General features: G+C 43.9%; 20 protein-coding genes. 5 read left to right on the top strand and 15 right to left on the bottom strand.

Annotation, left to right across the window (positions count from 1 at the left end; genetic code table 11):
* Window positions 1-531: 531 nt before the first annotated feature.
* Together EAH55_RS06035 and EAH55_RS06030 are read right to left on the bottom strand one after the other, a co-directional pair.
* Window positions 532-1,236, bottom strand: coding sequence for a LytR/AlgR family response regulator transcription factor (locus EAH55_RS06035; RefSeq protein WP_121808831.1), 705 nt, complete (start codon window positions 1,234-1,236; stop codon window positions 532-534).
* Window positions 1,236-2,270: a sensor histidine kinase gene (locus EAH55_RS06030; protein ID WP_121808830.1), complete on the bottom strand. Its 1,035-nt coding sequence runs from the start codon at window positions 2,268-2,270 to the stop codon at window positions 1,236-1,238. The genes EAH55_RS06035 and EAH55_RS06030 overlap by 1 nt, the downstream gene beginning before the upstream one ends.
* 228 nt (window positions 2,271-2,498) lie before the next feature.
* Between EAH55_RS06030 and EAH55_RS06025 the strand changes: the two genes are divergently transcribed.
* A complete protein-coding gene (locus tag EAH55_RS06025; RefSeq protein ID WP_208644797.1) occupies window positions 2,499-2,867 on the top strand; it encodes a glyoxalase superfamily protein in 369 nt (122 codons plus the stop codon).
* A gap of 76 nt (window positions 2,868-2,943) precedes the next feature.
* Here the strand turns inward: EAH55_RS06025 and EAH55_RS06020 are convergent, their stop codons facing one another.
* From EAH55_RS06020 to lpxK, 3 genes are read right to left on the bottom strand one after another with little or no spacing between them, the layout of a single operon-like run.
* Window positions 2,944-5,043 carry a putative porin gene (locus tag EAH55_RS06020; protein ID WP_244228098.1) on the bottom strand — a complete coding sequence of 700 codons (2,100 nt, stop codon included), beginning with the start codon at window positions 5,041-5,043 and terminating at the stop codon, window positions 2,944-2,946.
* Window positions 5,043-5,858, bottom strand: a complete 816-nt coding sequence (locus tag EAH55_RS06015) for a purine-nucleoside phosphorylase (RefSeq protein ID WP_112575812.1) — start codon at window positions 5,856-5,858, stop codon at window positions 5,043-5,045. The genes EAH55_RS06020 and EAH55_RS06015 overlap by 1 nt, the downstream gene beginning before the upstream one ends.
* Window positions 5,842-6,885 (bottom strand): tetraacyldisaccharide 4'-kinase, encoded by a 1,044-nt coding sequence (gene lpxK / locus EAH55_RS06010; RefSeq protein WP_121808829.1) that lies wholly within the window; start codon window positions 6,883-6,885, stop codon window positions 5,842-5,844. Before lpxK ends, EAH55_RS06015 begins: the two co-directional genes overlap by 17 nt.
* A gap of 149 nt (window positions 6,886-7,034) precedes the next feature.
* Between lpxK and EAH55_RS06005 the strand changes: the two genes are divergently transcribed.
* On the top strand, window positions 7,035-7,805 hold the full coding sequence (locus EAH55_RS06005) for an energy transducer TonB (protein WP_121808828.1): 771 nt from the start codon (window positions 7,035-7,037) through the stop codon (window positions 7,803-7,805).
* A gap of 3 nt (window positions 7,806-7,808) precedes the next feature.
* On the opposite strand, the gene EAH55_RS06000 is transcribed toward EAH55_RS06005, so the two are convergent.
* Window positions 7,809-8,264, bottom strand: coding sequence for a hypothetical protein (locus tag EAH55_RS06000; RefSeq protein WP_121808827.1), 456 nt, complete (start codon window positions 8,262-8,264; stop codon window positions 7,809-7,811).
* Window positions 8,265-8,383: 119 nt separating this feature from the next.
* Between EAH55_RS06000 and EAH55_RS05995 the strand changes: the two genes are divergently transcribed.
* The gene (locus tag EAH55_RS05995) at window positions 8,384-9,292 is read left to right on the top strand and encodes a serine hydrolase (RefSeq protein ID WP_121808826.1); all 909 of its coding nucleotides are present in this window, start codon (window positions 8,384-8,386) and stop codon (window positions 9,290-9,292) included.
* 329 nt (window positions 9,293-9,621) lie between these two features.
* Here EAH55_RS05995 and dctA read toward each other — a convergent pair whose 3' ends face one another.
* The 3 genes from dctA to EAH55_RS05980 form a co-directional block, all read right to left on the bottom strand.
* Window positions 9,622-10,842, bottom strand: coding sequence for a C4-dicarboxylate transporter DctA (gene dctA / locus EAH55_RS05990; protein WP_112574481.1), 1,221 nt, complete (start codon window positions 10,840-10,842; stop codon window positions 9,622-9,624).
* 138 nt (window positions 10,843-10,980) lie between these two features.
* Window positions 10,981-11,754 (bottom strand): hypothetical protein, encoded by a 774-nt coding sequence (locus tag EAH55_RS05985; RefSeq protein WP_162996757.1) that lies wholly within the window; start codon window positions 11,752-11,754, stop codon window positions 10,981-10,983.
* A 363-nt stretch (window positions 11,755-12,117) separates the two neighbouring features.
* Complete coding sequence (locus tag EAH55_RS05980; RefSeq protein ID WP_121808824.1) at window positions 12,118-12,918, bottom strand: hypothetical protein; 801 nt, start codon at window positions 12,916-12,918, stop codon at window positions 12,118-12,120.
* Between the two features lie 492 nt (window positions 12,919-13,410).
* Here EAH55_RS05980 and leuS point away from each other — a divergent pair, with 492 nt between their 5' ends.
* Window positions 13,411-16,215: a leucine--tRNA ligase gene (gene leuS / locus EAH55_RS05975; protein WP_121808823.1), complete on the top strand. Its 2,805-nt coding sequence runs from the start codon at window positions 13,411-13,413 to the stop codon at window positions 16,213-16,215.
* Window positions 16,216-16,393: 178 nt separating this feature from the next.
* On the opposite strand, the gene EAH55_RS05970 is transcribed toward leuS, so the two are convergent.
* Window positions 16,394-16,771: a DUF1801 domain-containing protein gene (locus EAH55_RS05970; protein ID WP_121808822.1), complete on the bottom strand. Its 378-nt coding sequence runs from the start codon at window positions 16,769-16,771 to the stop codon at window positions 16,394-16,396.
* 26 nt (window positions 16,772-16,797) lie between these two features.
* Window positions 16,798-17,049, bottom strand: a complete 252-nt coding sequence (locus EAH55_RS05965; RefSeq protein ID WP_121808821.1) for a hypothetical protein — start codon at window positions 17,047-17,049, stop codon at window positions 16,798-16,800.
* Between the two features lie 127 nt (window positions 17,050-17,176).
* Here EAH55_RS05965 and pruA point away from each other — a divergent pair, with 127 nt between their 5' ends.
* The gene (gene pruA / locus EAH55_RS05960; protein ID WP_121808820.1) at window positions 17,177-18,814 is read left to right on the top strand and encodes an L-glutamate gamma-semialdehyde dehydrogenase; all 1,638 of its coding nucleotides are present in this window, start codon (window positions 17,177-17,179) and stop codon (window positions 18,812-18,814) included.
* 116 nt (window positions 18,815-18,930) lie between these two features.
* Here pruA and can (EAH55_RS05955) read toward each other — a convergent pair whose 3' ends face one another.
* The 4 genes from can (EAH55_RS05955) to EAH55_RS05940 all read right to left on the bottom strand — a co-directional run bounded on the left by can (EAH55_RS05955) (window position 18,931) and on the right by EAH55_RS05940 (window position 23,082).
* Window positions 18,931-19,587: a carbonate dehydratase gene (gene can, locus EAH55_RS05955; RefSeq protein WP_121808819.1), complete on the bottom strand. Its 657-nt coding sequence runs from the start codon at window positions 19,585-19,587 to the stop codon at window positions 18,931-18,933.
* A 20-nt stretch (window positions 19,588-19,607) separates the two neighbouring features.
* On the bottom strand, window positions 19,608-20,357 hold the full coding sequence (locus EAH55_RS05950; RefSeq protein WP_121808818.1) for a YoaK family protein: 750 nt from the start codon (window positions 20,355-20,357) through the stop codon (window positions 19,608-19,610).
* A gap of 391 nt (window positions 20,358-20,748) precedes the next feature.
* On the bottom strand, window positions 20,749-21,465 hold the full coding sequence (can, locus tag EAH55_RS05945) for a carbonate dehydratase (protein WP_121808817.1): 717 nt from the start codon (window positions 21,463-21,465) through the stop codon (window positions 20,749-20,751).
* 12 nt (window positions 21,466-21,477) lie between these two features.
* A complete protein-coding gene (locus EAH55_RS05940) occupies window positions 21,478-23,082 on the bottom strand; it encodes a SulP family inorganic anion transporter (protein ID WP_394339724.1) in 1,605 nt (534 codons plus the stop codon).
* Window positions 23,083-23,142 lie beyond the last annotated feature (60 nt).

Here is a 23,142-nt window from a genome sequence, read left to right as displayed (position 1 = left end):
GCACCTTGTTTTGAAGCACCTCAAATAAAATCGACCATGAGAGGCTTTGTGTCGACAAATTGGCCGGATGTGTGGCAGGGGTTTCTGAGCAGTAGCAGTGTTTAGTTGCAGTGTTTAGTTGCAGTGGCAGTTAGCTTCAGTGTTTAGTTGCAGTGGCAGTTTTTATTGTGCTTTCTGGACATGGGAAGAAGATGAGGTAGGAGATAGGAAAAAAATGTCATTGCGAGGAGGAATGACGAAGCAATCGCATGCTATACAGAGCGGCTTTGCTTCCGTGCGATTGCCACGCTTCGCTCGTATTATAGGTCTCTGATATATCCAAATTTTATATAAAAGAGTTGTCTTTAGGCAACCGTCGCTGTCCGAAGTCTCTGACTTCGGATAATTATGCCTGTAGTCTGTGACTACAGGCTGTTAGGGTGACAAGTATGATCTTAGCAAACCTGTAGTTGTAAACTACAGGCATACAAGTTCGAGGTCACAGACCTCAAACAGCAATCCTCAAACAGCACCATATGTTTTTTGTGGGGTTTACACCTTCCCTATCATGCGGTTGATCACATCTCGATAACCATCACTTAACGGTATCTCAGTATTAATAAGCTTAATACGGGCACGACGCATTTGGGATACGTGGTCCAGGTTTACGAGGTATGATTTATGTACACGGAAAAACTGATCGGGAGGTAGTTGCAGTTCAATAGCCTTGAGGCTGATGCGCGACAGCACCGGCTTTTGCTGATTGATGAGGTGTACTTTGATATAATCTTTAAGGCCTTCAATGTATTCAACCTGGTCAAAATTGATTTTTACGAGGTTGTAATCGGCATGCAGAAAAAAGTAGTTTTTACTTGTGGGCTGCTGCGGCACATAACTGCGGCGAAGTTCGTACAGGTCAAGCGCTTTATGGCAGGCTTTCAAAAAGCGGTCTAAAGGCACTGGTTTCACCAGGTAATCAACCACGTCAAGCTCAAAGCCCTCTACCGCGAATTTCTCATAAGCGGTCACAAAAATCACCATAGGCTTATGCGTAAGGCTCCGGATAAGTTGTAACCCGTTAATGCCGGGCATATATATATCGCTGAAAATAAGGTCTATTTGTTCTTTTTGCATAGCTAAGATTGCCTCGCCTGCGTTACGGCACCGTGCTACTATCTGTATGGTGTTCACGTGCTTCAGGTTATCTTCCAGCAGATCGAGCGCCAGCGGCTCATCATCAATTATTAAACATCGCATCATTTAAGTTCCAATTGCAGCATAACTATATATGCCTGCTCGTTTTTGTTGATATATAAGTTATGTTTACCGGGATACAGCAGTTCCAGTCTGCGTTTAACATTGGCCAGGCCAATACCTGAGGCATTATCCTTATTGGTTTCGGTGGCATTGTATACATTCTGCACGCTGAAGCGCAGGTTTTTTTCATCGCTAAACAGGGTAATAGCTATAGCTGGCTTCTCAATATCTCCCGTGCCATGCTTAAAAGCGTTTTCTACAAATGGGATCAGCAGCATAGGTTCAATAGATTTTTCGGGGGCTTTAATATCCGAGCTGAAGCTGACTTTCACCTGATCACGAAAACGGAGTTGCTGTAGTTCGATATAGCTGCGGAGATAGTCTTCCTTTTGATGTAGCGTAACCCTTTCGGCATCGGTTACATAAAGCATATAGCGGAGCAGCTTGGAAAGCTGGATAAGCGTAGGCTCCACCGCGGATGGGTTTAAACGGGAAAGTGCTACAGCGCTGTTAATCACATTAAAAATAAAATGCGGACTGATCTGCGAACGTAAAAAGGCCAACTCAGATATCAGCGAAGCATTATCGATATCTTTTTTCTTGTTGATAGCCTTAAACTGATCTGCCAGGTAATGATACGCGAAACTACCGGCGGTGATGGACAACAACGGAAAAATAACCAGATAAGGGCCCTGCGGCCGGTGATGCTGGCCCATCCACGGAAAATGCGGTACCGGAAAAAAGTGTCGTACCTCCATGAGTATTACATTGAATACTACAAATGATGCTATCAGCGCGAAGAAATATAGCCAGATATTGCTTTTTAAGATTTTGGGGATGAGGAAAAACGCATTAAGATAAAACTCAGCGGCCAGCACAAAATTAAAACTAATGATATGGCCCAGAGAAAAGGCCGGCTGTGGAAAACCACGCATATCCGGTCTGGAAATGATGGGCGTAAAAATGATCAGCGCCCAAAACAGTAGATGGATACAAATTTCTATGATCAGCGCCGGTTTTATCCTTTTTAACATATCATGCTAAGGTAGCCCCATTTTAAACCCGCATTCAATGTAATAGACGAGGGGGCAAAATGTGCCGACGAAAGTACAGTATCCGTTGCGTGGAAACCTAATTTTTGGCATGCTTTAACGCATATTTAACATCTATTAACATTTAAAGCCAGTTGATTGAAAGCAAGTACGTTTGCTGTGTAAAAGCAGCCAGATTTTCCGTTAAATTTGTTCATCAATTAATTACCTATGTCAATTACAAAACCTATTCTCCGGATTTTTGATTACGATAAGGCCATCGAGTTTTATATTACCTGGCTTGGCTTTAAAACCGATTGGGAGCACAAACCTGAGGGTGTGCCGGTATACATCCAGATTTCCCTGCGTGATGTGGTACTTTACCTGTCCGAACACCATGGCGATGCAAGTCCCGGGAGCCACATAGCCATTGATGATTTTACCGAGCTGAGGGATTATCATGCCCATCTCATCGCCAAAAAATACAAATACAATCGCCCCGGTTTGGAAGTACCCGAATGGAACGATAAGGCAATCATGATGACAGTTCATGATCCGTTTGGTAACAGGTTAACTTTTAGTGAGGAGTTAAAGGGATAAGATAAAAGCACCCAAAAATGAAGGCCCGAAATAAGTTTAGTTTATTTCGGGCCTTTGTCATATTGAGGGATTTTGATTAGTTATAGAAAGTCCACGATACACCAAACTTCAGGATGGCATCCTGTTGAGGGTAGCGGTTAACCGTGTAATAACCCTTGCTCCACGCGCGCTGATTAATATAATCATAAGCAAGAAACAGGTTGGTACGCTGTAGGGTAGCCTTAAAGTAAACACCAAATATAGGGTACGATGAAAAGGTTACGTTAGCTCCGTTGTAAAACTGGCCTAAGCCGGGTGCATATGAAGGTGCAACGTATTCTGTATTATACCTGCCGTTTAAACCAAAGCTGGCATTTAATACGTTAAGTAAAACCTTGTTAATGTACAGGTTGCTGTAGGCATATACTTCGGGTGTGCGAAGCGTGTTTTGATAATCGGTTTTTTGGTATACCACATAGTTATCAAAATGCAGGCTCCGGTAACTGAAATTTTTACCCAGACTTATTTTTAACAGGTTAATGGAGCTGTTAAGCTGTGCCGGACGCACATCACTACCACCATTTGGCGCAGTGAAATACAGGTAATTGCTAATTAAAAAGTATTCGGCTTTTAAATCAATCTGCAAGGCATCATTAATGTAGTTAAATGATGCGCTGGTAGTTTTTTGATTGCTGAAATCGTTATGGAAAATATAATGGTTGGAGATCCAATTATTATATACCAATGGCGGCGAACTGTTTTGTGAGTAAGCCTCTAAAATGATCTTGCCGGTTTTATTACCGCCTGCCAGGGTAAGTTTGGCATCGTAAAGATAATTGCCAAAATCGCGGCCCTGCGCAATCTGCCTGAAATCGGCATCAAGGGCAATCCGATCGCTGAAACGATAACCCAGTTTGGCCTTCAGCGTAATATCCTGGAAAGTATTGTGCTGCACCTTATCCTGGTGTATGTATTTTACCCCGTACTCGTTAAGCGTAGTATCGCTAACATATTGGTTGTATGAGTAAAAATCATGTACGAGCCCAAGGTCAAGTTTTAGCTCGTTCTTTACAAACTTTACCGATTTACTGCGGAGGTAAAAACTGTACGAAAACTCATTCTGAATATGCGTCAGCACTGTCGAATCGCGCGAGCGGTTATTGCTGTAGTAATAATCGGGGAATACATTATAGGTATCAACACCGCTTTGTTTATAAAGATACCTGCTGTTGGATATATGCAGGGTATGTGATACGCGTTGGGTAGGGAGGATCTTTGAATTATCCTTACCCTTGTTTAGGCTGTCTATCCGCCCTAAATAATAAAACTGCTTAATGTAAAGCCCTTTATCGTTCCAGTTTTCGTAGCTGTAAGGCAAACGCACCGCCGCCCTGTCTTTCGCGAAGGCATTGTTTACGTTAGTACTCGTAAATACCGAATCGTTGAGGATACTGCCGGTTTCCGGTGCTTTGAGGTTGTTGAACAACAGGTTGGCCAGCAGATTATAGCGCTTGCTTTTTGATTCGTACCAGGTAAAAATAGAGGCGTTAAGGTCGCTTACGTTTTGGCCCAATACGTTGTTGTAATTGTAAAACCCTTTCGATCCATTGAAATTCAGGTTAAAACCGAAGTTCCAGTTGGGTTTGATGTTTTGCGTATGCAGGATATTAAACAACTGAATGGCCGAACCTCCGAAAGCATTATACAAGGTAAGCCTGGTAAAGGGCACCCGCGTATTATAGTAGTTGATGTCCTGCGGCTTAAGCGCGTAAATATCAAGCGCGTGCAAACCGAGGTCGAAGCCTATGGTGCGGCTGGGTTCAAAAAGCAAAGGCCGTTGCGACAAACCAATATTACCCAAATGTATCCTCGGACTACGAGGATCAATCAGCGGGCTGTAGATTTCAAAGTTGGTAATACCAGTATCAATCTTGAACAGTTGTGTACTGTCGTTCAGCAAACGCTCATTGGTAACGCGGATAAATTTGGAACTGAAAACTACCGAATCCTTTTTGTTTTCTTCCTTACGCCTCAAGCTGTCCAGTAGCTGATCGTCGGTCATCTGTTTTTCCTGACGGCGCGCGGTATCACGGGTAGGCAGGTTGCGCGGATTGGTACGGGTACCATACTGCGCAAAAGCAGCCTGCACCGACAGGCACATCAGTAATAAAAAAATATATTTGAGCTTTTGGCGCATTAATTACCGGCTATCAGTTCTTTAAGTATCAGGGTCATTTTGGGTTCGGCTTCCTGCGCAATAGCAATGATTTCCTCAAGGGTTATTGGCTTAAGCACTTCAGGGAAACCTTCATCAGTCAACACTGAAATAGCAAAGGTTGGGATGCCCATGTGATTGGCAACAATAACTTCGGGTACGGTGCTCATACCAACGGCATCGCCACCTATAATGCGCAGATATTTATATTCGGCACGGGTTTCCAGGTTAGGACCCGTTACCGCTACGTAAACGCCTTTATGGCAGGTTATCTTATTTTTTTTGGCGATGGCCAAACCTTTTTCAATCATGTCATGACGGTAAGGTTCGCTCATATCCGGGAAACGCGGGCCAAGCTCTTCATAATTGCGGCCAACCAGCGGGTTTTGAGGCTGCAGATTAATGTGATCTTCAATGATCATCAGGTCGCCTTTTTTGAAATCGGGATTAAGCGAACCGCTGGCGTTTGATACGTACAGGGTTTTAATGCCCAGGTATTTCATTACCCTAACCGGGAAGGTGATCTGTTGCATGTTGTAGCCTTCGTAATAATGTAGACGGCCCTGCATAGCAACAACCTTAACGCCTGCAAGCGTACCAAAAATTAGCTTGCCTGAGTGAAACTCTAATGTTGAGATAGGAAAATCAGGAATGTTTGAATACATCAGTTGTTTTTCAACTTCAATTTCCTTTACCAGGCCGCCAAGGCCGGTGCCCAAAATTATACCTACTTCAGGTTCAAAGTCGCCTATCTTGTTTTTGATATACCGGGCGGTGCCTTCAATATTGTCTAACATATGTTTGTATTAATTCGTCAAATTGTTGTTGCCCGTTATTTAAAAAACTAATGCCTATGGGCAGCACCCAAACGGGCAGTTTTTTAACCATCGGAAGCAGGTCCTGTTCCCCTAAACGTTGCGCATCCTTTTCTGTTGTGATGATCACTTTTTTTTGTGAGGAGCAGGCCGAAAAATCATCGGCAAGTTTACTGATATTTTTTAAGCTAAAACGGTGATGGTCGGGATAATTATGATGTATAACCAGTTGTGTTTGCTTTTTGAGATGTGCCAGTAATGGTTTGGGATTAGCTATACCTGTGAGCAGAAAAACGGTGGTTTGGCTGTCGATGGTGTTGACGGTCGTTACGCCATCCAGAGTTTGGGCCGGCAGGTAGTTTATTGTTGTAAAAAATAGCGACTGGTGCGGATACGGTTTGATGCGTTTAATTACACGGCCCTGATCCAGATCGGTTAATGAAGCAGGGCATTTACTGATGATGATAACATCGGCCCTTTTACGGCCGCCAAATGACTCGCGCAGGTTGCCGGCCGGAAGCAGGAAATGAGGTTCGTTAACCCGACTGTAATCAAAAAGCAAAATGCTCATGCCCGGTTCAAGCGCGCGGTGCTGGTAAGCATCATCTAAAATAATAACATCATGATTGTCTTTCAGCTGCTCTACACCATCCACTCGTTTTTCGCAAACGGCTACATCAATATCCAGAAATTTATGTTTGAACTGTGCCGGCTCGTCGCCAATGTCCGAGGCTTTGCTTTCGGCAGTCGCCATTAAAAAACCTTTTGTTGCGCGACCATAACCCCGGCTAAGCGTGGCAATTTTATAACTGTTTTTTAGTAGCCTAATCAGATACTCGGTCATCGGGCTTTTTCCTGCCCCGCCAACGTCGAGGTTGCCTACTACAATCACCGGCATATCAAATCCGATACTTTTAAAAATGCCCCGGTTATAGCACCAGTTACGGATACCCACAATAAGGCCATAAATAAGCGAAAACGGAATTAAAAGCCAGCGCAGGAATTTCATATATGGTATTTCTCAGCCCGTCATTGTTTTGTTGCTTATAATGACGTTCTTCTTTGTTTATTTCTGAAGAACAACAAAGTTACTATTTGAAGCTGATTTATAGAAGTTACTGTTTAATTGAAGGACTGCAGTTTTTTCGGATAGGCATAATGAAAAGTGCATTAATCCGTTTGAAGCGAAATGACCTTTACCTTATGGAGCCGCTTCAAAATATTCAACTTACTTTCAAATGTCCTAAAACACTAAATGATCTTTCACCCTGTAACAGCGACTGGTATTGCGCCGGCTGTAACAGGATAATTATGGATTTTAGAGGAATGGAGGAATCGCGGATCCTGGACTCGCTGAACAATGGCGATAAAATACACTGTGGCATTTTTGATGCCCAAAGGATAGCCTATACACCTCAATCCAAATGGTACCGCTGGCTTTCGGCCGCATTAATAGCATTAGGACTAAATACTTTAAATAACCGCGTTTTTGCTCAGCAGAAAGTCGCTACTTCGGGTAGCGATACTACCGCTGCTAAACAAAAGGCAACAGCCGATTCTTCAGTTAACCAGGTTACCCTGGGGATATTTCTGGTTTCTGCCCAACCCGAATACCCTGGTGGGATAACCCGGTTTTATGATCGTCTCCAATCAAATTTGCACAAGGTGTCGGTCAAGGAAGCTGTCACTACCGTTGTTAAGTTTACGATAGAAAGAGATGGTACCCCGGTTAACGCCAGGCTTGTAACAAGTGGCAATGCCAAAGTAGATAAGCAATTAGTACAGCTTATCAAGACATCTTACAGATGGAAACCAGGGGTGATAAACGGGCGTCCGGTAGTTACAGATTACAACTGCACAGTTAAAGTGAACCCAAACGGAAAGTTTGATATTAATGTTGAGCAGGTAAGCCAGACAGGATCCCGGTAGTAATCAATCTATCACCCCAAACTGCTTTAAATGATGCGTAAAATGCTTACCATGCCATATGATCCATTCGTTATAATCCAGTGGACCGAAACCGCCGTGGATCACTTTAACATCATGCGTGTTGAAATGCCTGTCGAAGGTATCCAGCTCTTTCATTAATTGATTAATGGCCGTTTCCAGATCGGGGTAGGTTAACGCATCCGGCAATTCTTCCAGGATAATATTGCGTGGCATTTCATTATTGGTATAAATGCCGTTTTGCTTACGTGTGGCGGTGTTTTCGTGTGGCCCGTCCCAGGTTGGTATTCTAACGCCGTTGGTATATTGAACCTGTGTGATCAGATGTTCGATCATTTGCTGGGGCGTCATTTTACCCCAAAGTGGCTTAGCCTGTGCATCCAGGTTAAGCAATAGGCGATATAATACTTTGCGGTTTGTGATATCAACAAAATGGTTCATGTGCTACGCAAGTTTTTGTAAATATAGAAAACATAGTTTTGAGTAGTACTCGCACCTGAAACGAATGGTTGCCCGTTGTTTTAAAATTTGTATTTTCATTTTTTAAGATCGCGCATCTCATGAAATATAAATTCACCCTGTTGTTGCTGTTGTTTGCAGCATCTGCCTTTGCTCAAACCGATGGTAAACTCACTGCCAAACTTAATGATGCCGTAAAAGATTTTCACGGCCAGGTTGGCATTTATGTGCATAACCTTAAAACCGGCAAAACTGCTGAGATCAATGCCGATACCCTGTTCCCTACAGCAAGCATGATCAAGGTAAGTATTCAATGCGGGGTGATGGATAAGATAGAAAAGGGCGAACTGAAATATAACCAAAAACTGGTTTACCGCGATTCGCTGCTTTACGCAGGTGAAGACATACTGGGATCTTTTAAAGATAAAGACACCGTACAGCTAAGCAAAGTGGCTATGCTCATGATCACCATGAGCGATAACACCGCAAGCCTTTGGCTGCAAAAGCTGGTGGGGAGTGAATATATTAACAATTGGCTCGATCAAAATGGTTTTAAGGTGATGCGCGTAAATTCAAGGGCGCCGGGCCGTGAAGCTATGCGCAAAATATACGGTTGGGGCGTAAGTACTCCGCGCGAAATGTGTAGGCTGTTCACCCTGATTCGTGAAGGAAAAGCTGTTAGTGCTGCGGCCAGCGAACGGATGTACCGCAACATGGGGCGTATTTACTGGGATGAGCATGCGCTTTCGCAGATACCGCCTTATGTACATGCGATATCCAAACAGGGCGCGGTTGATGAGTCCCGCTCAGAAACGGTATTGGTTAATGCCCCGCATGGTGATTATGTGTTTTCGATCATCACCAATCATAACAAAGATACCAGCTGGACGCCCAACAATGAAGCAGGCCTGCTGATCAAAAAAGTATCGGCCCTGCTATGGCATTATTTTGAGCCTGCTGATAAGTGGCAGCCTGCCGATGGGGTGGATAAGTTTATGCTGAATGAATAGACTTTATTACTTGTTGCTATATCTCATTTGCTTCCCGCTATTGCTGAATAAGTACCAGAGAGTCCCGGGGGAATTGCGATGATGTAAAAAATATATTTTAGATGGTGTACGGGACGGCGTTAGTGATAGGAGTCGGTATCCGCTACTATCCCTAACGCAGTGTCTGAATCGGAATTCATGGAATTTATGAACTGCCGGAATGCTTAGCAAATTCAATAAATTCCAATAATTCGTTTAATTCGAGTTCAGACAAAAATCCAGGCCCTCCAAAAAAATCCGTCAAATCCAGGTTCAGACAAAATCCGAACTCAAAAATCCCAAATCCGAAATTACTCCCTGAACTCTCCCTCACTCTTCGCAATCACAATAGTAGCCACGCCATTGCCTATCACGTTGGTAATAGCCCGTGCTTCTGACATAAACCTGTCAACGCCGATCAGTATCGCCAGGCCTTCAACCGGAATTATTTTGATGGCGGTAAGCGTACTGGTGAGTACAATAAAGCCACTGCCGGTAACGCCTGCTGCTCCTTTGGAGGTGATCATCAGTATACCGATAATGGTTAGCTCCTGCCCTAAAGAAAGCGGAATGTTAAACACCTGCGCCAAAAATATCACGCACATGGACAGGTAAATGGTAGTACCATCCAAATTAAAAGAATACCCGGTAGGGATCACCAGTCCCACTACCGATTTGGAGCAGCCAAACTTTTCCATCTTCTCCATCATGGCCGGTAATGCCGACTCGGACGAAGATGTGCCCAGCACAATCAATATCTCCTGCCTGATGTATTTGAGATACTCCCAAAGACTGAATTTGAACAGCCTGCAAATGATATTCAATATCACAAAAATAAACAGGAACATGGTCAGGTAAACCGAGCCCATCAGCAGGGCCAACGGCTTAAGTGTTTGTATGCCGTATTTGCTCACCGTAAAAGCCATTCCTGCGAAAGCACCAATCGGGGCTACCTTCATCACTATTTTCATGATGTTAAAAAACACTTTCGAGAGCTTGTCAAACAGTTGGATTACGGTTTGCCCGGTTTCACCCATCTTACTCAGGCCAAAACCAAATAATATGGCAAAAAACAGGATCTGCAAAATATCGCCTTTGGCAAAAGCGTCAAACATATTTGAAGGGACTATATGTGCTATAAAATCGCCCCAATGCATTTCGGCGGCAGCTTTTTCGTATACTGCTAATTTGGTGGTGTCCATTTTGGCGGCATGGTTTTCAAACCCGGCACCTGGCTTAATGATATTGGCCACCGTTACGCCTATGATAAGCGCGAAGGTGGTCACAATCTCAAAATAAAGCAATGCCTTACCGCCTACCCTGCCAACCTTTTTCATATCGCTCATACCGGCAATACCCAGTACAATAGTTAAAAATATGATAGGCGCAATCAGCATGGTAATAAGGCTGATAAATGTCTTGCTGATCAGATCGGCAGTGGGAGCAAAACCTTTGACATAAAGACCGGCAACAACCCCAAGGGCGATAGCGATAAGTACCTGGAAAGTTAAGTTTGATAAGAGGCGTTTCATGGTTTATCTCCCGACAACCTAAAGGGGTAGCTACGGGTTAGTGCAGCAATATAGCAAGTTAATTTTCGCCTACAAAAAAGCCCCGTACCGAAAAACCGGCACAGGGCATGAACTTATTTGGCTGAAAGGTCTTTTTTATTAAGCCGGTGTTGATGTACCGGTTAACAAATCAACTAAGAATGTCTTGTTAAGGAAGGTGAGTTTAGCTTTGTGGTTACCTAGGAATGTAATGGTACCGCTGTAATCCCAGCCTCCACCATTTGTTTTACCTTCCGAATGGAAGGTTGCAGTACCGCTGGTGATATCAAAGTTATCATCGCCATGTATATAAAGGTTTTTGAACACATAAGTGTTGTGAACCCTGCTGAAGGTTTTGTACCTCGGGTATTCATTATCGGCGTAGGCTTTCATAGGGCCCTCCATCGAGAAATTGGAATTATTGGTGTTAACACCCCTTACCTTATACTTTTGAACAATGTTATACACGTAAGAGAAACCTGGCCCGCTACCTACGGTATTTAACGAATCAATTGAATCATAACCAACTGTTTTATCATTCTCGCATACAAAGTAGTATTGAACACCACCTGTTTTAGTTGCCTTTAAGGTATCACCCTGGTTAAATACATAATTCAGGGCTGTATCTACATAAAAACCGCAGCTATAGGTACTTTGTACTTTAACTTTAGATGATGAATTGATTGAAGGAGCAACGCCGTCTTTAACGCTTGAACCACCAAATGAACCTGCTAATGATTTGGCAAGGTTATCTGCAATTGCCGAGCTGGCTACGTTATCGCTTGCTTTTACGTTTGAAGTATCGGGTTTTACAGCTGCTGATTTAGTACAGGCAGAATAAAGAACAGCCACACCTGCCAGGAAAGGGAGTAAGCCGCGTAGATTTAATTTCATAAATGTGATATAAGATTTAAGTTTAGAGCCTTTTCGCTCTATTTTGGCAACAAGCATACCATTGCCAAAATAACTTTTGCAAAACCTCTCATTTTACGCTTTCATCCTGATTATCTGACAGAAGCGAAAAACAAACTCAGCTTTACAGGCTCTTATAGCATCTTAAAATAAAGCCGTTCTTATCTAAATTCCCCGCTTTGAGGAATAAAAACGGGGAACTAATTCCCCAATCCGGCAATTATTAAAAACTATGCCACCTTATTTCTAAATGGGGCTTTTAATACCTATAGAAAAGTACTACACATAAAAAAAGCCCTGCATCCTATTCGAAGAAGCAGGGCTTTTTTATTTTTTTAACTTGGTTTAGTTTACTTCGCCGGTCATCAGGTCGGCTGTATAAACTGTACCCTCGATAGTGATTTTGGCTTTGTGACCACCTAAAAAGGTTATTGTTCCTTTATAGTTCCAGGTATTTTTGCCGATATTTCCTTTACTTGCGAAAGTGGCGCTACCGCTTAAAATAAAATCAGGGTCTTTAGTAGGATCAACAACAATCGATTTAAAATTATAATTAAACGTACCTTCAACATTTGGATTATCGGTTGTTGGCTTAGTATAATCAACTTTAGCATAATAATTCACCGGACCATCAAACGAATATTGCGCATGTGCAACACCCGGATTAAGGCTTCTCAGCGTCAGGTTTTCGCCCATTTTTAAAAGCAATTTATATTCGCCGCTTACCATAGTCATGTTTAAGCTGTCGTTAGCCGTAACACCTGATGGAATGCCGTTGGTACAGGTAAGCTCATACTTAACCTTGGCCCAGATATCAAGTTTAGAGGTATCACTTTCATCTAAATTAAGCGAAATGGTAGTATCTTTTTTAGCGCCACACTCCGGTTTTGGATCAACCGATTGTACTTTGATCTTCCCTTTTTTGTTCAGGGATAGGTCGGTTGGCATACTTAAACCGTTCTTGAAATCGAAGCCGCCATTTTCAGGATTAAAAATACCAACAAGGCTTTGTGCAATTTGCACACTGGCCTCTTTTTTACTTACGGTACTTTGATTAGCAGGCGCCATATTAAGCTTATGGCACGAGGTGTAAATAGCAATAATGCCAGCAAGCAGCAATACTATAATTTTGTAGTTGTGTTTCATGTTTAGGATTTTACGGGTGCAAATTTAACTTATTATCAATTAATTAAAGAAATTTTGAAAATATTTAAGGGTAGAAGGGTTATAATCTCGTTTACATCCGCTTGTACGAAATGGCAGTGCAAAAGGTTAGCCGACGTCGCGGAGTGCAATACCGGTTAAAATACATAATTGTGCAACCATCGCGTATATCTACTCACCCCGACATCGCTACGCTTGTCACCCCTCTCTACGCAAGCGTAAAGAGGGGATCTTGTTTTTTATTTTCTTTTCCCTCTTTGCGGCGAAGCCGGAGAGAGGGTGGTCCAGCGTAGCGTAGACCGGGTGAGTAAACTATACGGCATGCCGTTTCTACTTCAAGGCCTTATCATTACTCTTAACAACCCACATACAATCACGCCTTTCTGCACACAATTCCTGCAACTAATCCATTAATAACTACTAAACTAATAGGGAAATGCTTAATTTCGCAACCTCATACGCGTAAAAAATCAAATGGACTACCAATTTAAAGAGATAGAGCAAAAATGGCAGCAGTTTTGGGCACAAAACCAAACCTTCAAAGCCGAAGACAAAAGCAGTAAACCCAAGTATTATGTGCTGGATATGTTCCCTTACCCATCAGGGGCTGGTCTGCATGTTGGGCACCCGCTGGGCTATATCGCTTCAGATATTTTTGCACGCTACAAACGTTTAAAAGGCTTTAACGTGTTGCACCCAATGGGCTATGACAGCTTTGGCCTACCGGCCGAGCAATACGCCATTCAAACCGGCCAGCATCCTGCTATAACTACCGAAGATAATATTGCAACCTACCGCCGCCAGCTTGATCAGATCGGCTTTTCGTTCGACTGGAGCCGCGAGGTACGTACCAGCTCGCCTGATTATTATAAATGGACGCAGTGGATCTTTATGCAGTTGTTTAATAGCTGGTATAATAAAGATGCCGACAAAGGCCAGTCAATTGATAAACTGGTTGCCCATTTTGAAAGCAATGGTTCGGCTGGTATCAATGCCGTTTGTGATGATGAAATTTTAAGTTTTACTGCCAGTGAATGGAAAGCGTTCAGCAATCAGCAACAGCAGGACGAACTGTTAAAATACCGCCTTACTTACCTGCGCGAAAGCACCGTAAACTGGTGCCCGGCCCTTGGTACGGTATTGGCAAACGACGAGGTAAAAGACGGCTTTAGCGAGCGCGGTGGCTACCCTGTTGAGCAAAAGAAAATGACCCAATGGAGCATGCGCATTACCGCCTATGCCGAAAGGTTATTGCAAGGCCTGGACACTATTGACTGGCCGGAACCTTTGAAAGAAATGCAAAGGAACTGGATTGGTAAAAGTACCGGAGCAAGTGTTAAATTCCCGATAGACAAATCTGGTCATAACGCCGCTTTGGATACCGATTTCATCGAAGTATTTACAACAAGGGTTGATACTATTTTCGGTGTTACTTTCCTGGTAATTGCCCCTGAGCATGAACTGGTAGCTTCATTAACCACAGCCGGGCAAAAGGCCGATATCGAAGCATACATCGCGCAAACCAAAAAGAAATCGGAACTGGACAGGATGGCTGATGCCAAGACTGTATCTGGCGCGTTTACCGGCAGCTATGTGCTTAATCCACTGAACGGTCAGCAAATTCCTATCTGGATTGCTGACTACGTATTGGCTGGTTACGGAACCGGGGCGGTTATGGCAGTACCATCGGGCGATCAGCGCGATTTCCTGTTTGCCAAACATTTTAATTTGCCGGTAGTACAAATCCTCGATATTCAAAATATCGAAACTGAAGCCGACCCAACTAAAGAAGGTGCTTACGTAAATTCCGACTTTATCAACGGCCTGGCCTATAAAGAAGCTACAGCAACTGTGGTTGCCAAACTGGAAGAGATTAACGCCGGTAAAGCCAAAGTTAACTTCAGGATGCGCGATGCCATTTTTGGTCGTCAACGTTATTGGGGCGAACCGGTTCCGGTTTACTTTAAAGATGGATTGCCGTATTTAATTGATGAAAGTCACCTGCCATTGTTACTGCCTGAAATTGACAAGTATCTCCCTACCGAAACCGGCGAACCACCACTGGGCCGTGCCGAAGATTGGAAATACGAAGGCGGTTTGGCTTATGAACTAAGCACCATGCCGGGCTGGGCAGGTTCGAGCTGGTACTGGTACCGTTATATGGATGCCCAAAATGATAAAGAGTTTGCATCGCGCGAGGCTATTGAATACTGGAAAGACGTTGACCTTTACATCGGTGGCAGCGAACATGCTACCGGGCACCTGTTATACAGCCGTTTCTGGAACAAGTTTTTGAAGGATCTTGACCTTGTTGTTGAAGAAGAGCCTTTCAAAAAACTAATTAACCAGGGCATGATCCAGGGCCGCAGTAACTTTGTTTACAGGTTGATTGATGAAGAAGGTCGCGGAACTAATACTTTAGTATCACACGGTTTAATTAAACAATATAAAACCTCGCCAATCCACGTTGATGTTAACATTGTAGAGAATGAAGTCCTGAACATCGAGAAATTTAAACAATGGCGTCCGGAATTTGCCGATGCCGAGTTTATACTCGAAGGCGGTAAATACATCTGTGGTGTAGAGGTTGAAAAAATGTCGAAATCTAAGTTCAACGTAGTAAACCCGGATGACATCATCGGCCGTTTTGGTGCCGATACTTTGCGCATGTATGAGATGTTCTTAGGTCCGTTGGAGCAGAGCAAGCCATGGAATACCAATGGTATCGAGGGTGTGTTCAAATTCCTGCGTAAATTCTGGAGGTTATTCCATAATGATGCCTGGGAGTTTGGTGTAAGCGATGCCGCGCCGTCAAAAGCCGAGTTGAAATCATTACATAAGATCATTAAAAAAGTGGAGGAAGATGTTGAGCGTTTTTCGTTCAATACATCGGTTTCAAGCTTTATGATCGCGGTTAATGAATTAACCGATCTGAAATGCAACAACCGCGCTATTTTACAGGATATGGTGATCATCCTGTCATCGTACGCACCACATATTTGTGAGGAACTATGGTCACTGTTAGGTAATGCCGATGGTACTTTATCATACGCGCCGTTCCCTAAGTTCAATGCAGAGTATTTGGTTGAGGATGAGTTTGCTTACCCAATCTCTATCAATGGCAAAATGAAAATGAACCTGAGCATCTCGTTAAGCCTTGATGTTAAAGAAATAGAAGCAACCGTTTTAGCTAACGCCGATGTACAAAAATACCTGGACGGCAAAACCCCTAAAAAACTGATTGTGGTTAAAGGCCGCATCGTTAATATGGTGGTTTAGTCGCCCCCTCCGCCCCCCTAAAGGGGGTACTTTAAAATTTTAAGCCCCGGTATCGCTCTGCGATGCCGGGGCTTTTTTGTGGCCTGTCACCCTGAGCCTGTCGAAGGGTCACGCGCAGAGGCCTGCCCGCCATGCTTCGACGCGCGCAGCATGACAAAACTTTTCATATTGGATCCTACTACTTCTTCTTCGGCAATTTAACCAACCCCGATCTGTACAGATCAATTGCCTCATTCAAAATAAACCGGATGGTATCAACGGGCAAATCATCTTCGGGATTAAAAATCATGATCTTGATCCGGGCGCGATCTTCAAATGTCAAATCGGGATGATGTAAGTGTTTACCCTCAACCATACCTAAAAATGGCCACTGCTTTTTGGAGTGCATCCACAAATAGCAAAACATTTTGCCTTTATAATAAAAGAAAGGCATGTTATATTTCCATTCGGCGGTGATATCCGCATCAAACGACAGGATAATATCGCGCAGGGCTAACAGGCAACTCCGGTTGGGTTCTTCTTTGGTGAGGTAAAATTGATCTATTGGGGTGAGCATCTACTTGAGAATATAGAGTATCTGTATTATTTTTCAAACTTTGATCCCAGATAAAAAATTAATGCACCTAATATTAGAACCCCGGCCATTTCAAAAAAACCATAAGCCCCGTAGGTTACTTTTCCCGAACCACCAAACCTTCCGTAAAGCGTGCCACCTGTCGAACTCCCGGTACAAATTGAATAGATCCCCATCCCGATCAATAGAACGATTGTGAATATGAAAATAGTTTTAAATTGTTGTACCAGTTTGCTCTTGTATTTTTCTTCGGATTTCATTCTCCACCAATTTACTAAAAATTAATGGTGAAGGAAGTTAGCTTCCCCCTACTATTAATTTGACATTCCCCTATCCCACCTTCAATTGCAAAATCCCTATCTTTGCGGCAACATAAATTACCCATCTATGCTTAAAGGATTTTTTAATGTTCCTGCACCGGTAAATGAACCCGTATTAAATTACGGTCCGCGGAGTTTGGAGCGTGTGGCGCTTAAAGCAGCTCTTGAGGCTGGTCGCGCCCAACAAATCGACATACCTATGTACATTGGCGGCAAAGAAGTACATACCAACACCAAGTTGGAGATCCGTCCGCCGCATGATCATAAACATTTATTGGCTACCTTCAGCGAAGGTGACGCGAGCCATGTTACAGCCGCTATTGACGCTGCCCTTACAGCCAAAGCCGACTGGGAAAACCTGGCCTGGGAACAACGCGCTGCCATATTCCTGAAAGCTGCTGAGCTTATCGCCGGACCATACCGCGCCGAGATCAATGCAGCTACCATGCTTGGCCAGTCAAAAAACGCGTACCAGGCCGAGATCGATTCGGCTTGTGAGCTGATCGACTTTCTGCGTTTCAACGTAGAGTACATGACCGAGATCTACAAACAACAGCCGCCTGTATCAGGCAAAGGTGTTTGGAACCGTGTAGAGCAACGCCCGCTGGAAGGTTTCGTGTTCGCGCTCACCCCATTTAACTTTACCGCTATTGCAGGCAACCTGCCTGCATCAGCTGCCATGATGGGCAACGTAGTAGTTTGGAAACCTGCTTACCCACAGATCTATGCCGCTAACGTGATCATGAAGATCTTTAAAGAAGCCGGCGTACCCGATGGCGTTATCAACCTGATTTATGTTGATGGCCCTGTTGCAGGCGAGGTGATCTTTAACCACCCTGATTTTGCAGGTATCCACTTTACCGGTTCAACCAAAGTATTCCAGAATATCTGGCAAACTATCGGTACCAATATCCACAAATACAAAACCTACCCACGTATTGTAGGCGAAACCGGTGGTAAAGACTTTGTACTTGCCCACCCAAGCGCCAATGCCGAAGTGGTAAGCACTGCACTTGTTCGTGGCGCATTTGAATACCAGGGACAAAAATGTTCGGCTGCTTCAAGGGCTTATATCCCGGCTTCATTATGGCCTGCGGTTAAAGAAAACATGCAGCGTGATATTACATCGTTTAAAATAGGTCCGGTAGAGGATTTTGAAAACTTTGTAAATGCCGTTATCACCGAAGTATCGTTTGATAAGCTGGCTAAATACATTGATGCTGCCAAAGCCGACGAGGGCGTTGAAATTGTTGCCGGCGGTAACTATGATAAAACCCAGGGCTGGTTTATTGAGCCAACTGTATTAAAAGTTGAGGATCCGTATTACGTAACCATGTGCGAGGAGCTTTTTGGCCCCGTATTAACTGTTTACGTTTACGAAGACGATAAATTTGATGAGATTCTTGACATTGTAGATAAAACTTCAATCTACGCGCTTACCGGCTCAATTATTTCGCAGGATAGATATGCTATCGAGAAAGCTACTACCCGTTTACGTAACGCGGCAGGTAACTTCTATATTAATGATAAACCTACAGGAGCAGTAGTTGGTCAGCAGCCATTTGGCGGCGCAAGGGGATCAGGCACTAATGATAAAGCCGGATCGATGATCAACCTGTTACGCTGGGTATCACCACGCACCATCAAAGAAACCTTTGATCCGCCAAAAGATTACAGGTATCCGTTTTTGGCTAAGGAGGTGTAGTTTTAGATCATAGATAATGGTTCATGGTTCATAGCTTAACAGCAATGTACCATGAACCATTTTTATTTAAAGCGGTTGAGGCTATGATCTATGAACCATCAACCATGAACTATTCTTTATTTAAATTTAAACACAGCATCCATCTTCTCGTTGCTGGATGTGCTTACCTTCATATCGTTTATAACACCTGTGCTCAGGCTGTAAACCCAACCGTGTACTGAAAGGTCCTGACCGTTTTTCCAGGCGTTTTGTACTATGGATGTTTTGCAAAGGTTGTTTACGTTTTCTATTACATTCAGCTCAACCAGGCGGTTACTGCGCTCGGTTTCATCGACAATGGCGTCAAGCTCATCGGCATGTAAACGGTAAACGTCTTTAATGTGGCGCAGCCAGTTATCAATCAGGCCGAACTGGTTGTTACCCATAGCGGCATTAACACCACCACAGCCGTAGTGACCGGTAACAATCACATGTTTTACTTTCAATACATTCACGGCATAGTCAAGCACGCTCAGCATGTTCATATCCGAGTGGATAACCATGTTGGCAATGTTACGGTGCACGAAGATCTCGCCCGGAGCGGTGTTGGTGATCTGGTTGGCAGGTACACGACTATCGGCGCAGCCAATCCATAATACCGGTGGTTTTTGACCGTTAGCAAGCTTGTCAAAATATTCAGGATCTTCGGCTAAAGCGCCTTCAATAAACTTTTTGTTTCCTTCCAGTAAGCCTTCGTAGGTGATGTGACTGGTGTCATGAATTTGAGAACTCATAATTTTTTAAGATTGATGTTTTAAGATGCGGTTTGGCGTTTGCCCGATGCAAACATACGGCTTAGTTTATGCAAAGCAAGCGGCGAAACGTCATAATACATGATGGTGAGCAAAATAACCGGGATAAAATAAAAAATGGCAAACTCGTAAAGGTTAAATAAATAACCGCCCGCCAATCCGCCAAACAGGTAAAAGCCAAGTACAGTAAACCTAACCAATATTTTATTACCTGCTGTTTCGGTGTTTTTTGTACGGGGATGAAACCACTCGGCAACCTCACTGCCCAGGTCGGTAAACAAACCGGTTAAATGACTGGATTTGATCAACCCACCCGAAATGTTAGAAACCAAACTATTCTGTAATCCCATCGAAAACAACGTAGCGCTGATCACAATCTCGCGTTCCAGTTGCGTTTCTTGATAAAAATTGTGACCATATATAGCCACCGCAAGTAAAATAATAGCCTCAATAATCATCGGCGTAGAGTTGGCCTTCCAGCGGCTTTTATCGTCGAACGAGCGGATGATAAAACTGGATACAAAAGCACCGGCGAAGAACATCATCAGCCAAACCACAAAAATGATCATCTGGTGATAGTTTTGCTCAACAATGTGCTTGGCAAGGTTGGCTACATGCCCGGTGATGTTTGACGTAAAGGCCAGAAAAGCCAGCATTCCCGCCACGTTGGTAACCCCGGCCACAAACGCGGTTGATGAGGCCAGCATCAGGTTTTCTTTCAGCGTACGTTGTTCTTTTACAGCTTTAAGCATAAATATTTCGCGGCAGAGGTTTCAGTTAAAATTACAAAAAACTTAACCGCGTTTATACTTGCTTGTTTGATGTTACGGATAATACTTTAAACGAAATGGGAATACTTTTTTTTCAACTCCCCTCTTGAGAGGGGGAGCTATAGGAAAGAGCGGTGGCAGGGGTGTGTTTCGTCGGCAAGTCATTAACCTCATTACGAAACACACCCCTCCCCCCTCTCAAGAGGGGAATCGCGCGATCCCAACCTTTTTTACGCTGCCATCCATTAATTTAAAGAATATCTTCGCCGAAGACACAAAAAAATCCCGGCCACTTCCTAAGTACCGGGATCAACTTAACAATCAAACCTCCCTTCGCCCCTTACAGCGTCGGAAGCCCTAATCAAATTGTATTTTAGTGTGCAGCCACCTCTTCAGTAGCAAACTCGTACACATAGCCTAAGTTATGCGGGCTGCTGCTGGTAACCTGCTGGTCTTTAACCAGGCCGCTGGCCAGGTCAATTACCCAGCCATGCACTTCAAGGTCATGACGTTCTTTCCAGGCGTTTTGAATAATGGTGGTTTTGCACAGGTTATAAACCTGCTCGCTCACATTCAGTTCAACCAGGCGTTTAACACGGTCGGCTTCGTCAGCAATAGCGTCAAGCTCTTTGGCGTGTAAACGGTAAACATCTTTAATGTGGCGCAGCCAGTTATCAATCAAACCAAACTGTTTGTTGCTCATAGCGGCAGCAACACCACCACAACCGTAGTGACCGGCTACAATAACGTGTTTTACTTTAAGCACATTCACGGCATAGTCAAGCACGCTCAGCATGTTCATGTCCGAGTGTACGCATACGTTGGCAATGTTGCGATGTACAAACACCTCGCCTGGTTTGGTGCCGGTTACCTCGTTTGCAGGTACGCGGCTGTCTGAGCAGCCTATCCACAGCACTTCCGGGCTTTGACCTTTGGCCAGGGTGGTGAAAAACTCGCTGTCTTCGGCCAGTTTGCGCTCAACCCAGGCAGCGTTATTTTTAATTAAATTGTTATAGCTGTTTGCCTGGGCCAGTTTAATATTGTTGATATCTATTACGGCTTTGCCGTTTGTATTTTCTTGTGTTGACATTGTCTTTTAAATTTAGTTGGGGTTATAAACCATTTCTTTCAAAGGAGGTACATCGTACTTCTCTTTTACTTCGTTCAATTGCACTATGATGCCCTTTGTATAGGCATTGTGCTTATAATTGTGGATGATCTCCAGCACATCAGGATCAATATACCTTGAGCTTGATCCGTCAATCACCACTTCGGCGCCTTGCGGTAAACTGGTAAGCGTTACCTGTATGGCAGCCTTATTCAGGAAGGATACTTCCTCGGCAAGCTTAATTCTGATAACTTTTTTGCTGCCGTTTTTCTCCAGATGATAGAAATAAGGGTTACGCAGATTAGTACGCAGAATATAAAAGATCCCCACCAGCATACCTATGCCTACACCAATAAGCAAATCGGTCATAACAACGGCTACTATGGTAACTACGAAAGGGATAAACTGGCTCAAGCCCTGATGCCACATGTGCTTGAAAAGGCTTATACGAGCCAGTTTATACCCAGTCATCAGCAGGATCGCTGCCAGACACGACAGCGGGATATGGTTAATTAAAGACGGTATTGCCAATAATGCAACCAATAAGAATATACCATGTATGATAGCGCTCATTTTAGTACGCGCACCGGCATTTACGTTTGCCGATGAACGAACGATAACCGCGGTCATGGGTAAGCCGCCAAGCATACCGCTCACTATATTGCCCGCACCTTGAGCAAGTAGTTCGCGGTTTGTTGGCGATATGCGTTTAATAGGATCTATTTTATCTACAGCCTCAAGGCTTAACAAGGTTTCCAGGCTGGCCACAATGGCAATGGTGGCAGCCGTTATCCAAACCTGTTTGTTGCCTATCTGGCTAAAATCCGGCGATTTAAACAGCCCGAAAAATTCGGCACTGCTGTTTACCAGCGGAATACGTACAAACTGCTTATCAAGCAAGGCAAGGCCTGTTCCCGAAAAGGCAAGACTTAAGCCTATGCCAGCCAGTACTACCAATAAAGGAGCAGGAACTACGGCCAATTTCTTAAACCTTGGCCAGTAGATCATAAATGCCAAAGAAACCAGGGCTATGATCACCGCGCCGTAATTGATGCGGGCAAAGGCCCGCGTTATACCCGAAAAAGTATTATGGTCGTCAACCTGGCTAAAGCCTTCATCACCTTCAAAATCGGCATCATAGCCAACCGCGTGCGGAAACTGCTTCATGATCAAAATGATCCCGATGGCCGCAAGCATTCCCTCAATAACTGATGACGGGAAGTAATTGGCGATAGTGCCGGCTTTAATTATACCCAGTATAATCTGGAAAGCACCGGCAATCACCAGGGCCAGCAAAAAGGTTTCGTAAGCACCTAATGATGTAATTCCGTTAAGTACAATTACTGTTAAACCAGCCGCCGGACCGGCAACGCTCAATTGCGAACCGCTAAGCGTACCCACCACTATACCGCCAATGATACCTGTTAACAGACCGGCAAAAAGTGGCGCGCCCGATGCCAGCGCTATACCTAAACACAGCGGCAATGCCACCAGGAATACTACAAGACTTGACGGAATGTCCCTTTTTAAGTTTTTGGACAAAAAATATTTTTTCAGGTTGAGATTGCCCATAGCAGACTCACCTTGCTTGATTTGCATAAGAATGAAAGATTGAGTAAAATTTTAAAATGAATTAAAAAGCATTGCTATCCGGATAGG

The organism is Mucilaginibacter kameinonensis (assembly GCF_003675385.1).
In the GTDB taxonomy this organism is placed as follows: Bacteria; Bacteroidota; Bacteroidia; order Sphingobacteriales; family Sphingobacteriaceae; genus Mucilaginibacter; species Mucilaginibacter kameinonensis.
The sequence above is the reverse complement of the archived record's forward strand: the minus strand, read 5'-3'. Positions and strand labels throughout refer to the sequence as shown.

Excerpts from the sequence above, each read along its gene's own strand:
- EAH55_RS06035 (WP_121808831.1), bottom strand. The coding sequence starts at position 1,236 with ATGCGATGTTTAATAATTGATGATGAGCCGCTGGCGCTCGATCTGCTG.
- EAH55_RS06030 (WP_121808830.1), bottom strand. The coding sequence starts at position 2,270 with ATGTTAAAAAGGATAAAACCGGCGCTGATCATAGAAATTTGTATCCAT.
- EAH55_RS06025 (WP_208644797.1), top strand. The coding sequence starts at position 2,499 with ATGTCAATTACAAAACCTATTCTCCGGATTTTTGATTACGATAAGGCC.
- EAH55_RS06020 (WP_244228098.1), bottom strand. The coding sequence starts at position 5,043 with ATGCGCCAAAAGCTCAAATATATTTTTTTATTACTGATGTGCCTGTCG.
- EAH55_RS06015 (WP_112575812.1), bottom strand. The coding sequence starts at position 5,858 with ATGTTAGACAATATTGAAGGCACCGCCCGGTATATCAAAAACAAGATA.
- lpxK (WP_121808829.1), bottom strand. The coding sequence starts at position 6,885 with ATGAAATTCCTGCGCTGGCTTTTAATTCCGTTTTCGCTTATTTATGGC.
- EAH55_RS06005 (WP_121808828.1), top strand. The coding sequence starts at position 7,035 with ATGAAAAGTGCATTAATCCGTTTGAAGCGAAATGACCTTTACCTTATG.
- EAH55_RS06000 (WP_121808827.1), bottom strand. The coding sequence starts at position 8,264 with ATGAACCATTTTGTTGATATCACAAACCGCAAAGTATTATATCGCCTA.
- EAH55_RS05995 (WP_121808826.1), top strand. The coding sequence starts at position 8,384 with ATGAAATATAAATTCACCCTGTTGTTGCTGTTGTTTGCAGCATCTGCC.
- dctA (WP_112574481.1), bottom strand. The coding sequence starts at position 10,842 with ATGAAACGCCTCTTATCAAACTTAACTTTCCAGGTACTTATCGCTATC.
- EAH55_RS05985 (WP_162996757.1), bottom strand. The coding sequence starts at position 11,754 with ATGAAATTAAATCTACGCGGCTTACTCCCTTTCCTGGCAGGTGTGGCT.
- EAH55_RS05980 (WP_121808824.1), bottom strand. The coding sequence starts at position 12,918 with ATGAAACACAACTACAAAATTATAGTATTGCTGCTTGCTGGCATTATT.
- leuS (WP_121808823.1), top strand. The coding sequence starts at position 13,411 with ATGGACTACCAATTTAAAGAGATAGAGCAAAAATGGCAGCAGTTTTGG.
- EAH55_RS05970 (WP_121808822.1), bottom strand. The coding sequence starts at position 16,771 with ATGCTCACCCCAATAGATCAATTTTACCTCACCAAAGAAGAACCCAAC.
- EAH55_RS05965 (WP_121808821.1), bottom strand. The coding sequence starts at position 17,049 with ATGAAATCCGAAGAAAAATACAAGAGCAAACTGGTACAACAATTTAAA.
- pruA (WP_121808820.1), top strand. The coding sequence starts at position 17,177 with ATGCTTAAAGGATTTTTTAATGTTCCTGCACCGGTAAATGAACCCGTA.
- can (WP_121808819.1), bottom strand. The coding sequence starts at position 19,587 with ATGAGTTCTCAAATTCATGACACCAGTCACATCACCTACGAAGGCTTA.
- EAH55_RS05950 (WP_121808818.1), bottom strand. The coding sequence starts at position 20,357 with ATGCTTAAAGCTGTAAAAGAACAACGTACGCTGAAAGAAAACCTGATG.
- can (WP_121808817.1), bottom strand. The coding sequence starts at position 21,465 with ATGTCAACACAAGAAAATACAAACGGCAAAGCCGTAATAGATATCAAC.
- EAH55_RS05940 (WP_394339724.1), bottom strand. The coding sequence starts at position 23,082 with ATGCAAATCAAGCAAGGTGAGTCTGCTATGGGCAATCTCAACCTGAAA.